This is a genomic window from Pseudomonas sp. G11 (genome assembly GCF_029457515.1).
Lineage (GTDB): Bacteria > Pseudomonadota > Gammaproteobacteria > Pseudomonadales > Pseudomonadaceae > Aquipseudomonas > Aquipseudomonas gorinensis.
The window spans coordinates 3,449,472-3,464,472 of record NZ_CP120377.1; the positions used below are offsets into that span (position 1 = coordinate 3,449,472).

General features: G+C 61.0%; 9 protein-coding genes and 1 pseudogene. 4 read left to right on the forward strand and 6 right to left on the reverse strand.

Annotated elements, in window-relative coordinates; translation table 11 throughout:
• Nucleotides 1-10 precede the first annotated feature (10 nt).
• Nucleotides 11-4,879: an NAD-glutamate dehydrogenase gene (locus P2T68_RS15840; protein ID WP_069076313.1), complete on the forward strand. Its 4,869-nt coding sequence runs from the start codon at nt 11-13 to the stop codon at nt 4,877-4,879.
• A 195-nt stretch (nt 4,880-5,074) separates the two neighbouring features.
• On the opposite strand, the gene P2T68_RS15845 is transcribed toward P2T68_RS15840, so the two are convergent.
• From P2T68_RS15845 to P2T68_RS15860, 4 genes and pseudogenes are all read right to left on the reverse strand, one after another.
• A complete protein-coding gene (locus P2T68_RS15845; protein WP_024075906.1) occupies nt 5,075-5,770 on the reverse strand; it encodes a GntR family transcriptional regulator in 696 nt (231 codons plus the stop codon).
• A gap of 18 nt (nt 5,771-5,788) precedes the next feature.
• On the reverse strand, nt 5,789-6,490 hold the full coding sequence (locus tag P2T68_RS15850; protein WP_024075905.1) for a FadR/GntR family transcriptional regulator: 702 nt from the start codon (nt 6,488-6,490) through the stop codon (nt 5,789-5,791).
• A 32-nt stretch (nt 6,491-6,522) separates the two neighbouring features.
• Nucleotides 6,523-6,612: pseudogene (locus P2T68_RS15855) on the reverse strand (outer membrane lipoprotein carrier protein LolA); the annotation flags it as partial.
• Nucleotides 6,613-6,643: 31 nt separating this feature from the next.
• Nucleotides 6,644-7,969: a C4-dicarboxylate transporter DctA gene (locus tag P2T68_RS15860; RefSeq protein WP_173903832.1), complete on the reverse strand. Its 1,326-nt coding sequence runs from the start codon at nt 7,967-7,969 to the stop codon at nt 6,644-6,646.
• Nucleotides 7,970-8,186: 217 nt separating this feature from the next.
• Here P2T68_RS15860 and P2T68_RS15865 point away from each other — a divergent pair, with 217 nt between their 5' ends.
• A complete protein-coding gene (locus P2T68_RS15865) occupies nt 8,187-8,816 on the forward strand; it encodes a DNA-3-methyladenine glycosylase I (protein WP_277379567.1) in 630 nt (209 codons plus the stop codon).
• A gap of 170 nt (nt 8,817-8,986) precedes the next feature.
• On the opposite strand, the gene P2T68_RS15870 is transcribed toward P2T68_RS15865, so the two are convergent.
• Both P2T68_RS15870 and P2T68_RS15875 read right to left on the reverse strand, forming a co-directional pair.
• Nucleotides 8,987-9,388, reverse strand: a complete 402-nt coding sequence (locus tag P2T68_RS15870; protein WP_069076310.1) for a cupin domain-containing protein — start codon at nt 9,386-9,388, stop codon at nt 8,987-8,989.
• Nucleotides 9,389-9,472: 84 nt separating this feature from the next.
• Complete coding sequence (locus P2T68_RS15875; protein ID WP_168232887.1) at nt 9,473-10,906, reverse strand: PLP-dependent aminotransferase family protein; 1,434 nt, start codon at nt 10,904-10,906, stop codon at nt 9,473-9,475.
• 146 nt (nt 10,907-11,052) lie between these two features.
• Between P2T68_RS15875 and P2T68_RS15880 the strand changes: the two genes are divergently transcribed.
• Nucleotides 11,053-11,496, forward strand: a complete 444-nt coding sequence (locus P2T68_RS15880; RefSeq protein WP_024075899.1) for a carboxymuconolactone decarboxylase family protein — start codon at nt 11,053-11,055, stop codon at nt 11,494-11,496.
• Between the two features lie 134 nt (nt 11,497-11,630).
• Complete coding sequence (locus P2T68_RS15885; protein WP_277379568.1) at nt 11,631-14,987, forward strand: hypothetical protein; 3,357 nt, start codon at nt 11,631-11,633, stop codon at nt 14,985-14,987.
• Nucleotides 14,988-15,001: the final 14 nt, after the last annotated feature.

A 15,001-nucleotide genomic window follows, 5' to 3' on the forward strand; every position in this document is an offset into this window, starting at 1 on the left:
AGTACCACAGATGGCGTTCTTCACCGCAGCCAGCAAGGCCGACTTCCAGCATCAACTGCAAGCGGCACTGGCGCAGCACATCAGTGAACAGGCACTGCCACAAGTGGCGCTGTTCGCTGAGCAATTCTTCGGCATTATTTCCCTGGACGAACTGACCCAGCGTCGCCTTTCCGACCTGGCCGGTTGCACCCTGTCTGCCTGGCGCCTGCTTGAGCGCTTTGATCACACTGAATCGCAAGTGCGGGTCTATAACCCCGATTATGAACGTCATGGCTGGCAGTCGACCCACACTGCGGTCGAAGTGCTGCACCATGACCTGCCATTTCTGGTGGACTCGGTACGCACCGAGCTGAACCGCCGTGGCTACAGTATTCACACCCTGCAAACCACCGTGCTCAGCGTACGCCGTGGCAGCAAGGGCGAATTGCTGGAAATCCTGCCTAAAGGCACCCAGGGCGAAGGCATCCAGCAAGAATCGCTGATGTACCTGGAAATCGACCGCTGCGCCAACGCCGCCGAACTCAACGTGCTGAGCAAAGAGCTGGAGCAGGTATTGGGCGAAGTGCGCGTGGCCGTGGCCGATTTCGAGCCGATGAAGGCCAAGGTCCAGCAGCTGCTGGAAAGCATCGACGCCAGCCCGTTCGGTATCGACGGCGAAGAAAAGGCCGAGATCAAGAACTTCCTGGAATGGCTGGTGGGCAACCACTTCACGTTCCTGGGCTATGAGGAATTCGTGGTACGTGACGAGGCGGATGGCGGTCATATCGAATATGACGCCAGCTCGTTCCTCGGCCTGACCAAGCTGCTGCGCGCCGGCCTGACCGCCGACGACCTGCGCATCGAAGACTACGCCGTGTCCTACCTGCGCGAGCCGACCGTGCTGTCGTTCGCCAAGGCCGCGCACCCGAGCCGCGTACACCGCCCGGCGTACCCGGACTACGTGTCGATCCGCCAGATCGATGCCGACGGCAAGGTCGTCAAGGAATGCCGCTTCATGGGCCTGTACACCTCGTCGGTGTATGGCGAAAGCGTGCGGGTGATCCCTTATATCCGTCGCAAGGTCGCGGAAATCGAACGCCGTTCGGGCTTCCAGGCCAAGGCGCACCTGGGCAAGGAGCTGGCCCAGGTCGTTGAAGTATTGCCCCGTGACGACCTGTTCCAGACCCCGGTCGACGAGCTGTTCAGCACCGTGATGTCGATCGTGCAGATCCAGGAGCGCAACAAGATCCGCGTGTTCCTGCGCAAAGACCCGTACGGTCGTTTCTGCTACTGCCTGGCCTATGTGCCACGCGACATCTATTCCACCGAAGTGCGCCAGAAGATCCAGCAAGTGCTGATGGATCGCCTGAAAGCCTCGGACTGCGAATTCTGGACCTTCTTCTCCGAATCCGTGTTGGCCCGTGTACAACTGATTCTGCGGGTCGACCCGAAGAACCGCCTGGACATCGACCCGCTGCAACTGGAAAAAGAAGTGGTGCAGGCCTGCCGCAGCTGGCAGGACGACTACTCCAGCCTGGTCGTGGAAAGCTTCGGCGAAGCCCACGGCACCAACGTGCTGGCCGACTTCCCGAAAGGCTTCCCGGCCGGTTACCGCGAGCGTTTCGCGGCGCATTCGGCCGTGGTCGACATGCAGCACCTGCTCAGCCTCACCGAAGCCAACCCGCTGGTGATGAGTTTCTACCAGCCGTTGGGCCAGGTGTCCGGCCAGCGCGAGCTGCATTGCAAGCTCTACCACGCGGATACCCCGCTGGCCCTGTCCGACGTCCTGCCGATCCTGGAAAACCTGGGCCTGCGCGTGCTGGGTGAATTCCCGTATCGCCTGCGCCATGCCAATGGCCGCGAGTTCTGGATCCACGATTTTGCGTTCATCGCCGCCGAAGGCGTGAACCTGGACATCCAGCAGCTCAACGACACCCTGCAGGACGCGTTCGTGCATATCGTGCATGGCGATGCCGAGAACGATGCGTTCAACCGCCTGGTGCTCACCGCTGGCCTGCCATGGCGTGACGTCGCGCTGCTGCGTGCCTATGCCCGTTACCTCAAGCAGATTCGCCTGGGCTTCGACCTGGGCTACATCGCCAGTACCCTGAACAACCACACCGACATCGCCCGCGAGTTGACCCGGTTGTTCAAGACCCGCTTCTACCTGGCGCGCAAGCTCAACGCCGACGACCTGGAAGACAAGCAGCAACGTCTGGAGCAAGCGATCCTCACGGCCCTGGACGACGTCCAGGTGCTCAACGAAGACCGCATCCTGCGTCGCTACCTGGACCTGATCAAGGCCACCCTGCGCACCAACTTCTACCAGACCGACGCCAACGGCCAGAACAAGTCGTACTTCAGCTTCAAGTTCGACCCGCGCGCGATTCCCGAGCTGCCCAAGCCGGTGCCGAAGTTTGAAATCTTCGTCTACTCGCCACGGGTCGAAGGCGTGCACCTGCGCTTTGGCAACGTTGCCCGTGGCGGCCTGCGCTGGTCCGATCGTGAAGAAGACTTCCGTACCGAAGTGCTCGGCCTGGTAAAAGCCCAGCAAGTGAAGAACTCGGTGATCGTGCCGGTGGGCGCCAAGGGCGGTTTCCTGCCGCGTCGTCTGCCATTGGGCGGTTCCCGTGACGAGATCGCGGCCGAAGGCATTGCCTGCTACCGCATCTTCATCTCCGGGCTGCTGGACATCACCGACAACCTGAAGGACGGCGCCCTGGTGCCGCCGGCCAACGTGGTGCGGCATGACGGCGATGACCCGTACCTGGTGGTCGCGGCGGACAAGGGCACTGCGACCTTCTCCGACATCGCCAACGGCATCGCTATCGACTACGGCTTCTGGCTGGGCGATGCGTTCGCCTCCGGTGGCTCGGCCGGTTACGACCACAAGAAAATGGGGATCACCGCCAAGGGCGCGTGGGTCGGCGTGCAGCGTCACTTCCGTGAGCGCGGCATCAACGTGCAGGAAGACAGCATCACCGTGGTGGGCATCGGCGACATGGCCGGTGACGTATTCGGTAACGGCCTGTTGATGTCCGACAAGCTGCAACTGGTCGCGGCCTTCAACCACCTGCATATCTTCATCGATCCAAACCCGAACCCGGCCACCAGCTTTGTCGAACGCCAGCGCATGTTCGAGCTGCCTCGTTCGGCGTGGAGCGACTACGACACCAGCATCATGTCCGAAGGCGGCGGTATCTTCTCGCGCAGCGCGAAGAGCATTGCCATCTCGCCCCAGATGAAAGAACGCTTCGACATCCAGGCCGACAAGCTGACCCCGACCGAACTGCTCAACGCCTTGCTCAAGGCGCCGGTGGACCTGTTGTGGAACGGTGGTATCGGCACTTACGTCAAGGCCAGCACCGAAAGCCATGCCGATGTGGGCGACAAGGCCAACGACGCGCTGCGCGTCAACGGCAACGAGCTGCGCTGCAAGGTGGTGGGCGAGGGCGGTAACCTCGGCATGACCCAGCTGGGTCGTGTGGAGTTCGGCCTCAATGGCGGCGGCTCCAACACCGACTTCATCGACAACGCCGGTGGTGTGGACTGCTCCGACCACGAAGTGAACATCAAGATCCTGCTCAACGAAGTGGTGCAGGCCGGCGACATGACCGACAAGCAACGCAACCAGTTGCTGGCGAGCATGACCGACGAAGTCGGCAGCCTGGTGTTGGGCAACAACTACAAGCAGACCCAGGCCCTGTCCCTGGCCGCGCGCCGTGCCTACGAGCGTGCCGCCGAGTACAAGCGCCTGATGAGCGACCTGGAAAGCCGTGGCAAGCTGGACCGCGCCATCGAGTACCTGCCGACCGAGGAACAGCTCACCGAGCGCGCTTCCGCCGGCAAGGGCCTGACCCGTCCGGAGCTGTCGGTGTTGATCTCGTACAGCAAGATCGACCTCAAGGAAGCACTGCTCAAGTCGCTGGTGCCGGATGACGAGTACCTGACCCGTGACATGGAGACCGCGTTCCCACCGAGCCTGGTCGCCAAGTTCGGTGAAGCGATGCGTCGCCACCGCCTCAAGCGTGAGATCGTCAGCACCCAGATCGCCAACGACCTGGTCAACCACATGGGCATCACCTTCGTTCAACGCCTCAAAGAGTCGACCGGCATGAGCCCGGCGAACGTGGCGGGCGCCTATGTGATCGTGCGGGACATCTTCCATCTCCCGCACTGGTTCCGCCAGATCGAAGCCCTGGACCACCAGGTCTCCGCCGACGTGCAACTGGAGCTGATGGACGAACTGATGCGCCTGGGCCGCCGCGCGACGCGCTGGTTCCTGCGCAGCCGTCGCAACGAACAGGATGCTGGCCGCGATACCGCACACTTCGGTCCGCACCTGGCCGCGCTGGGCCTCAAGCTCGACGAACTGCTGGAAGGCCCGACCCGTGAAGGTTGGCAGACCCGCTACCAGGCCTACACCGAAGCCGGCGTGCCGGAATTGTTGGCGCGCATGGTTGCAGGCACGACTCACCTGTACACCTTGCTGCCGATCATCGAAGCCGCCGACGTCACCGGGCATGACGCCGCCGAAGTGGCCAAGGCCTACTTCGCTGTCGGCAGCGCCTTGGACTTGCCGTGGTACCTGCAGCAGATCAGCGATCTGCCGGTGGCCAACAACTGGCAGGCCCAGGCTCGCGAAGCGTTCCGCGACGACGTGGACTGGCAGCAGCGGGCGATCACCATCTCGGTACTGCAAATGGCCGACGCGCCACAAGACATGGAAGCCCGCGTGGCCCTGTGGCTTGAGCAACACCAGGACATGGCTGATCGCTGGCGCGCCATGATGGTGGAAATCCGTGCTGCGGTCGGCACGGACTACGCCATGTATGCGGTGGCCAACCGTGAGTTGCTGGACCTGGCGTTGAGTGGTCAGTCGGTGCTGCAACCGGCTTGATTTAGCGCCTGAAACAAAAGCCCCTGCATTGTGAGATGCAGGGGCTTTTTGTTGGAATGCCCTTTATCAAACACCCCAAAAACTGTGGGAGGGGCTTGCCCCCGATAGCAGAGTGTCAGCCAGCCTCTTCATGACTGGCCCACCGCTATCGGGGGCAAGCCCCCTCCCACATTTTGATCTCGTTTTATCTGGAGATTAATGGTGTTTCAGCAACTTGGCTTCCAGGTGATCCAGGTGCTGGGTCATCAGGACCACTGCGGTGCTTGAGTCGCGTTGCTCCACCGCATCCACAATCGCCTCATGCTCCTGCCACGCGCAATACGTGCAGGCTTTCGTTTCGTACTGGGCAATGATCAGCGACGTCAACGGCACCAGGCTGTTGAGAAACTGCGCCAGTGGCCCATTCCCGGCAATGGCCGCCAAATTCAGATGAAACTCCCCCGACAAGCGAATCGCCGGCCCACGCAGGTCCCGTTCGATGCCGTCACGCTCGCGTGCGATCAATTCGCGCAACTGCCGGATTTGCATCGGCGTGGCTTGGGCGCAGGCCAGTTGCACCACGGTGATTTCGGTCAGTCGCCGCGCTTCCAGGATCTGCCGTGTTTGCTGCGCGTCCGGCGCCGCCACCTGGGCGCGTTGGTTGGGGCGCAGGATGATCACTTGTTGATGGGAAAGCTTGGCCAGCACGCGACGAATCACACTGCGGCTGACGCCAAAGGTTTCACCCAGGCCCTCTTCGGTAAAGCGGCTGGAGGGGGCGATGCGTTGTTCGAGGATGGCGTCGAACAGCCGTGGGTAGATGTCATCCACCGAGGTTTTTTTAGCGCCCACCAGGCGCATGCTGGGCAGGGCAGTGACAAGGGGGGCACGTTGCAAGGCGTGGGCGGTCATGGCCGGTCTCCAAAAAAATCAACTGCCCAGATGGTCGTCCGGGATGTTCAAGCGAATGCCCATGCGCAGGCCTTCCTGGAGGATGTGCCGGCGCATTTCGGCACTGGCCAGGGCGCTGTTTTTGTTGCGGATGGCGCGTACTACGGCTTCGTTTTCCTGAAGGCGTTCGGCCAGGTGCTCGGGGGAATTGCGCAGCACCTGGGCGCTTTGCTTGAGGGCGTTGCTGGTTTGTTGCACCACGTTCTGGAAGATCGGGTTGGAGGTGAGCGCAAACAGTTCTTCGTGAAAATCGAGGTAGGCGTTCATGCCGGCTTCGGCATCCCCGGCGTCGAGGGCTTCGCGCATGTCCATCAGGGTCAGGCGCAGTTGGCCGACTTCCTTGCTGCTGATGGACTGGGCCACCAGGCCGACGATGAAGGGTTCGAGGGTGTAGCGCAGTTGCAGGATGTCTTCGAGGCTGGCGTCGGCCACAGCGTCGCTCGATTGCGGTTCGCTGATGCTGGTTTCCAGCACGACCACACCTTTGCCGGGCATGGAACGCACCAGGCCGAGGGTTTCCAGCACAATCACGGCCTCGCGCAGGCTGGGGCGGCTGATGCCCATCTGTTCGGCCAGTTCACGCTGGCCGGGCAACATTTCGCCCCGGCGCCACTGACCCCGCGCCAAGGCGGCGCGGAGTTTTTCTACGACTGAATTGACGACGGTTGAGGTGCTGATCACGTCGTGCGCTCCTTAAAAATGAATAATCCCTGCACTGTAGGAGCGAGCTTGCTCGCGAAAAACTTCAAGTCACCGCGTGCATCCAGAATGCCCGCGTTATCGTTGACGATCTTCGCGAGCAAGCTCGCTCCTACAGTGGAAGGCGTTAGCGTTCTAGAATTCCTGATGCGCTGGCACTACCGGCTTTTTAGTCTGGAAGGCATAACCCTGCTGGCCGTCCAGCACTTTGTTGGCGCGCTGGATGTCGATGTCTTTTTCCCAGCGGGCGATGGCCACGGTGGCGACGCAGTTGCCGATCAGGTTGGTTAACGCACGGCCGATGCCCATGAACCAATCCACCGCCAATACCAGCACCAGGCCGACCACCGGAATCGCCGGGATGGCCGTAAGGGTGGCCGCCAGAATCACCAGCGCCGAGCCGGGAATCCCATGGGCGCCCTTGGAGGTGATCAGCGACACCAGCAAGATCGTCAGCAGGTCGGTCATCGACAGTGGCGTGCCGGTGGCGTTGGCGATAAACACGATGGCCAGGGTCAGGTAGATCGAGAAACCGTCGAGGTTGAACGAATACCCGGTCGGAATCACCAGGCCCACGGTGGAGCTGCCAATGCCCAGGTGTTCGAGTTTGCGCATGACCTGCGGCAGCACCGCATCGGAGGAGGCGGTGCCCATCACGATCAGCAGCTCTTCACGCAGGTACTTGAGCAACGGCAACATGCGCAGGCCCGACAGGCGCATCACCAGGCCGAGGATCAGCGCGACAAACGCAAAGCAGGTCAGGTAGAACAGGCCCACCAGGCTGCCCAGGTGTTGCAGGGAGTCCAGCCCGTAGGTGCTGGTGGTGAAGGCGATCGCGCCAAACACGCCGATCGGCGCCAGGCGCACGATCATGCCCATGATGCGGAAAATCACGTGGCTCAGTTCATTGATCAGCCGAGTGATACCGGAAGCCGCTTCGCCCACCAGGTTCAACGCGCTGCCGAACAACACCGAAAACAGCAGCACTTGCAGCACATTGTTATCGGCAAAGGCGCCGATCACCGAGTTGGGGATCAGGTCCATCAGGAACTGGCTGGTGCCCTTGATGTGCTGGCCCTTGTCGGCCAGTTCATGCAGGCCCGCGGAGGAGAGCTGTTCCAGGTGGATATTGGCTCCGGTGCCGATGCCGGTGCTGAAGGCCATGACCAGGCCGATCACCAGGGCAACCGTGGTCAGCACTTCAAAGTAGATCACCGACTTGAGGCCGATGCGCCCGACTTTCTTCAAGTCACCGGCGCCGGAGATACCGCTGACCACCACGCAGAACACGATCAGGCCGATCAGCATCTTGATCAGCTTGATAAAGCCGTCACCCAAGGGTTTGAGTTGCGAGGAGAATTCGGGAAGGGCAAGGCCGCAGGCGATGCCGAGCATCAGGCCAATCACGACTTGCAGGAAAATCGAACGCGAGCACCATCTGAGCATGGGAGTGATCTCTATTCGGTGCCCCGGTGGTTCCAGGGCTTAATTGTTGTGGTCATACCGGTAAGTCCAGTGCGTCGCCAGTCTAGGCCAGGTATTTTTGAAATAACAAGTCATTCTTCGTCGGTTGACAGGTCCCGGTCTGACCAGTTGGTCGTGGAGGGCGGCGCTTGAGCGGTTGGCCGCGTGGAAATTTTTTCGCTTATCATCCGCGACCTGGCATGTGAGGTGATGGATGGATACACCAGGACTGAGCACCGATGAGACCGGACAGGTCTACTGCACCTGGCGCACGGCGGCGCCGGAATACCCTCGATACCACGACCGCGAGTGGGGCGTGCCGGTGGCGGATGATGTTCATCTGTACGAGAAGATTTGCCTGGAAGGCTTTCAGGCGGGCATGGCGTGGATCACCATCCTGCGCAAGCGTGAGCAGTTTCGGGTGGCGTTCGAGGGCTTTGATTTTCGCCGGGTGGCGCAGTACGGCGCGGCGGATATCGAGCGCTTGATGCAAGATCCGGGCATCGTGCGTAATCGGGCGAAGATCGTTTCCACGATCAACAATGCACGCCGGGCGTGTGAGCTGGTGGACGAGACCGGCTCGCTGGCGCAGTGGTTGTGGGCGTTCGAACCCGGCCCTGAAGAGCGTCCGGCAGTGGTGGACCTGGCCTACTGGACCGGCAATCCGACTTCACCCGCCTCGGTGCGCTTATCCAAGGCCTTGAAGAAACGCGGCTGGACGTTCGTGGGGCCGACCACGATGTATGCGCTGATGCAGGCGATGGGGATGGTCAACGATCACCTTGATGGGTGTGCGTGCCGCCCAAAGATCGAAGAATTGCGCCGCCAGTTCAAACGCCCGTGAGCCACAGACAAACCGCAGTTAAAAAATGTGGAGGGGCGGTGCGACGATTCGGCTTGCCCCCGATGAGGGAGTGTCAGTCACTTATTTGTTAACTGACCCACCGCCATCGGGGGCAAGCCCCCTCCCACATTTAGCACCCCACCCAAACTTCTGATTGGGGGTGCGGCTGATTATTTTGGAAGAGGGGTCAGCACTTCGGCCTTGTCGTCCAGCACTATCACCACCAGCAACCTGGCCGGCTGGGTCTGGCTGGCATTGCTGGATTCAAAGTGTCGCGAGCCGGCCGGCTCGTAGAACGATTCGCCGACCTTGTAGGTTTTCGCTTTCTCATCATTGACCCGCGAAGTGATCGCGCCTTCGAGCACGTAGGCCACGGCCGTGCCCGTGTGGCTATGGGGCACGGTGGCTTGGCCGGGGGCGTAGTCCACGGTGAGCATGAGGGTTTTCTTGCCGGGCACATTGGTCAGCGCGTGTTCTTGCAGGACCTTGATCGATTCCTGGTTGTACACGGGCTCGTGGGCAAAGGCGCTGAGCGAGGCGAGCATCAGGGTGGTGGCGAGCAGGCGTTTCATGGCGACGTTTCCGAGAAGTTCGAGACCTGCCCACCGTACGCCGGGTTTTTCGCGCGACCAATGACCAATCCGGTGGAAAACCCCTTAGCCAATCTGCTGGAGAATATCGCGCACCTTGTCCAGCGCCGGGTCGATGTCGAGGGTCTCGATGGCCCCAAACCCGATGATCAGGCCCGGACGCACCGGCGTGTCGTGGAAGAACACGTCCAGCGGGTACAGGCCGACTTCCACCTGGCGTGCCAATTCCATCAGCAACGGGATATTCACCGGTACTTTGCACAACGCCGCCATATGGAACCCGGCCACGCTGGGCACCGCTTCGAACCACGGCGCAAGGTCGCCCGCCAGGCGTTGCAAAATGCGCTCGCGGCGCCCGGCGTACACGGTGTGGCAGCGGCGAATATGCTTGAGCAAATAGCCTTCGCTGATGAACTTGGCCAGCGCCCATTGCGGCAATGTGGAGCTGTGCTGGTCGGTCAATTGCTTGGCCTTGAGCACCGCACCGTAGATCGCCGGGGGCAGCACCGCATAACCCAGGCGCAGCTCGGGCAGCAGGGTTTTGGAGAAGGTGCCGACGTAGGTGACCACGCCACGGGTGTCCAGGCTTTGCAGGGAATCGGTGGGGCGGCCTTCGTAGCGGAACTCGCTGTCGTAGTCATCCTCGATAATGATCGCCCCCAGCTCGAATGCGCGGGCCAGCAAGGCTTCGCGACGTGCCAGGCTCATGGGCATGCCGAGTGGGAATTGGTGCGACGGCGTGACATAGATCAGTCGCGTGCCATCGGGGATCCGGTCGACCTGGATACCGTGTTCATCGACGGGAACGCCAATGACCAAGGCCCCCATCGCCATGAACAATTGACGCGCGGGGCTGTAGCCGGGGTCTTCCATGGCGACGATGCTGCCCGGTTCCAGCACCACACGGGCGATCAGGTCCAACGCCTGTTGCGCACCGTTGGTGACCACGATGTCGCTGTCGCGGCATTTGACCCCACGGGAAAACGCGATATGCCCGGCAATGGCGCTGCGCAGGGCCGGCAACCCTTCGGGCTGGCTGTAGAACCCGCTGTCCTGGGCGATGCGCCGCAACGCGTCCTGGGTGCAACGCCGCCATTCATCCTGGGGGAATTGGTTGCGGCTGGTGGCGCCGCCGATAAACTCACAGCGCAACGTGCTGTCGCGAGTGGGGTGGCGCATGGGCGAAGGCAGTGACTGCCACTTTTTCAGGTTGGCGGCGCAGGCCAGGTCGGTAGCGGTTTGCAGGCGCTCGGTCTGCGGCGTACGGGCGTTGACGAAGGTGCCGCGGCCAGTCTTGCCGACCAGCAGGCCTTCGTAGGTCAGGGTGGCGTAGGTGTCGGATACGGTCTTGCGTGATACCCCCAGTTGTTCGGCGAGCAAGCGGCTGGGCGGCAGTTGCGCGCCGGCGGCCAGGCGCCCGGAGACAATGGCTTCGTGCAACTGCTGGTACAGCTGTTCGGCCAGATCCTTGCGGCCATTGATGATGACGTGCAGTTCCATGTTTCATCCCAGGGTCTTCGTTCTGTGCCAAGGTTACTCGCTCGCGAGGCGCGCTCAAAATGGTCCCTGGGTAAACCGTCGAATTGGCTATAGGGCTTATACCGTGAGGGTTCTAGGCTGAGGTGTCATTGCCCGAGAACTGCCCCATGGAATCCCGTCTGGACTACTACACCGCGTCACCACAAGCGCTCAAGGGCATGTTGCTGCTGGAGGCGAACACCTTTGGCCTGTCCATCGAGCGGCCGCTGCTGGAGCTCATCAAGATCCGCGTTTCGCAGCTCAACCACTGCGGCTTTTGCACCGATATGCATTCGATGGCGGCGCGTCAGCGCGGCGAGACGGAGCGACGTTTGTTCGCGCTGTGCGTATGGCGTGACTCGCCGTTCTTTACGCCGCGGGAGAAGGCGGCATTGGCCTGGTGCGAATCGGTGGCGATGCTGCCGACTTCCAGTGTTTCAGACGAACTCTTCAGCGCCGTGCGCGTGGAGTTCAGCGAGCAGGAACTGGTGGACCTGACCATGGCGGTATCCAGCATCAGTGGCTGGAACCGCCTGGCGGTGAGTTTTCGCCAGCAACCGCCGAACGCTTGATCGGGATATTCACCAGCGCTCTACGTATACACCTCAGGTTCATGCCTCAACACTTCAGTATCGACGCAGTGCGCGCACAGGGTGTTCGCGTTGATAACGACGAAGCGTTCTTCGTCAGTGACTGGAGTACCGTAATGGAAGAATTGCAGGACGAAGGCGCGTCTGCCTTACAGCTGCGTCAAAAGACCTTGGTGGATCTGGATGCAGCATGGGGATCGATGCGTATCGGTGAGATCTCGGTTGGCCGTGTGGCCCTGGATAATATGGGCGCGCGCGTGGAGGGCGCGGACCTTGACGTGGCGCGGTATCGTATCAAGGAAGCTGATCAGGCATTGATCGATCAGATCACGTTTTCTGCTGTGCACCTTAAGGACTATCTGGCGTCCGCCAGCAGTGCAACCTGTGACCAGGCCACCGCCGCACTGTTTGAACTGGCGTCATTACGTTCGGATTGGGCGCCCGCTATGTTGAGCACGCCTGATGTTTCGGACGGGGCGATTGTCAAGCTCGATCGACTGCTGCGGCGGGTACAGGACGTCAACCTCAACGACGTGGGTGCCATGGAAAGCCTGCCCGGCTGGGCCGATAAGCTTAGAAGCGGGAGTGCCCAAACCTTGGGAGCCGGGCTGCAGCTCTACGGTTTTTACAGTGCCATTCGAGGAATAGGCGAAGCGCTCAGAACGGGGGATGCGGGCGAGCTGTTGTTCGAGGGCAGCGCCTTTTCCGCAGAAATGACGTCCCTCGGCGTGGAGTTGGCGCTGGAGCGTATCGGCCAGAAAATGATGAGCGCCGGCCATACGGTTTATCGCGGGTTCTGTGCATCACGCGCGGGATTGCTGTTACGCCGTGGTGCTGGATTGATCGCCTCGGTATTGACCGTGCCGTTTGACCTTGCCCAGGCGGGCATTGCGCTTTCAAACGCGCTGAAAGCAGAAGGCAAACAGGCGCAGGATCTCTACGTCGAGGCCGGTTTCAGTCTCGTCAGCGCAACCCTCAGTCTTGCACTGGGCGTCTCGGCGTTGGCCGGCTTCAGCGCGACCGGGCCCGTAGGCCTTATCGCCGCAGCGGTGCTGATTGTCGGTACCCGGATTTATGCCGCGTGCCGGGTGGTGGATGATATCGATGATTACATCGAGTTGAGCACCCATGAGCGCCTGCGCAGCGGCTGGTTCGCGTTTACCGGTATTGACTTGGATGAAGGCGTACTCGATCGCTACACGACCAGCCGCGCGCGCACTGTATACGCAGAAAGCCTCAAGGCCCAAGCCAGGGCATTGCTTGGCGGTGAGATGAAGAACAGTGTGCAGGCCATCGTCAATGGCACGTTCGAGGTCCACCTGCAGACGATACGGCACTGGAAACATCAATGGGATGAGCAGGCGGGTGAGGCCCCCCACACGTTGGTCCGTGAACCGGTCATCCACGAGGTGGATGACCACTTCGATGCGACCAAGGAAGGGGCCGTCGATTTATTGCCCGAGGCCACCTGGGGGACGAAGGGGCCCGAAAAAGGTGTGCTCTGGCTGCTGGGTGGCGGGGATGACACGGTGTTGGGGGTGCCCACCCGCCCGAACCACTTTCGCTACAGCGGTGGCCGCAAGTACCTGGTGGGCGGCAGCCAGGACGACGAATTCATGTTCGAGGTACCGCCGGATACTTTTTCTGGCGCAGAAGGGCGGGTGCCGATCTCGGTGTTGGTGGGCGGTACCGGGGCTGACACCCTGAGCTTTCTCGGCGAGTCGACATGGCCGCGTGCAGCAGGCTTCAACGTCAACCTGGGGGCGGGCAGCGTGACATTGATGACCGACAATGGCCGAGACGGTCTCAAGTGCATGGGGTTGTGGAGCATTGAGAATGTTGCGTCCCTTGCCGGCGCTTCCAGCGTGATTACCGGCAGTAACGAGGCCAACCGTATTGTCTTGAAGGGGGAGCACGACAAGGCCCACGCAATGGCCGGAGACGACCAGTTGTTGATACAGCGGGGCAGTGCCAGGGTGAATGGCGGTCCAGGCGCCGACTACTTCGAGATTCTTGAGAGCGCCAAGGATGTCGTCATCGAGGAGGACGGCCAGCAGCGGAGCCTCATCATGCTCAACTGGCCCTTCAGCCGGATTCAACGCTGGTGGATCTCGGGCAACGCTCTGAAGGTGGAGTCTACCCTGGGGCTGGACGGTGAACTGCCAGGCCCTTGTGTCGGAATCGAAAATGTCTACACGCTGCGTGAGGGTAAACGCCATCTGGTCAACGAACTTTTCAGCTTTCTCACGCAGGACGGCTATCGAATAACGCCCTTGTTGCCTGAAGCGTTGGAACCGACCGGGGAGCCGCAAGTGAGCATGGAAGTGCTGGCGCCTCCCGGACCCAGGATCTCCCCGATTATTCTGGGCCCCGGTCAGTCGGTTGCCTTGGCGGCAGGCACGTCCAGTTACTTTGTCAGTCGCGGCCACGGGATGACGGCCATTGATGCCCATGCAAGCCAGGAGCAGGACCGATGCTGTGTGTATGTGGACTATGACAACCAGGAATTGGCAGGGGTGTATACCACCTATCATGTGGCCACGCGACGCGTGAGCAACTTCGACTACCTGGATTACACGGGCGCGAAGATAAAGTTTGAGTGGGCTGATGGCCGCACGCTTTATCTGGACGAATACGCGGCGCAATCCTCAGCGACGTGGACGAGCGTGGGCGGTTCATTGCAAGCGTCAGCCTTGAAGTTGAAGGCTGAGTTCGTCGTGGTGATGCGTGATGGTGTTTCGTACCGGCTATTACCGCCGGTGCAGTCTTACGTCGGTGATTTCGCCACTCCAGGTTATAGAATCAAGGACGGAATGGCTTCGTTGAACCTGAGGCACGGGCATTACCCGTTCTTGAGGCCGCGCACGCCTAAAAGCATAAATCTGACCGCTCACTCACAACGGGTGCACCTGGGCGCGGCGCCTCAGCTGGCAACCTGTGTGCTATGCGGACGGGGCGGGGTATACGAAATCTATCTGACGTCCTGGGCGACCGTTGAACTATCGACACCGCAGGCGCTGAGTAAAGAGTCCGATGCATCGACCTGGGACTTCTTTTGTACAGCGCTGGCGGAAGATATTCAGCTCGACAGCATTGTTGTCAGCCCTGGCCACATCAAGGTGGGCAGCGTGTCGATTAGGGTCCCCAAGTATGACGACCCCGACGTTCCCTTGGAAAACATCCGGATTCATTCAAAGGACGGCGGACGTTTCGACGTCAGGCTGGACCTTGGCAAGGTGTATCTCGCCAGGGTCGCCGCTTCGGGCAATAGTTCGATTGCGCAACTGTTGAAGGCCTTGCGTCACTGCCGACAAAGAGCCGCAGTGTTTACGCCACGCGTTAACGTGACGGGCATCGGCATGGCCGATGGGACAACGGGCACTGTTTATTACGACGTCATGGCTGATTGCTGGAGATTGGACGCTGACAGGCATCGGCAGGTATCCAGTGATGAGCTGGCTGTTTCAACTTGAATCCATAAGCTGCC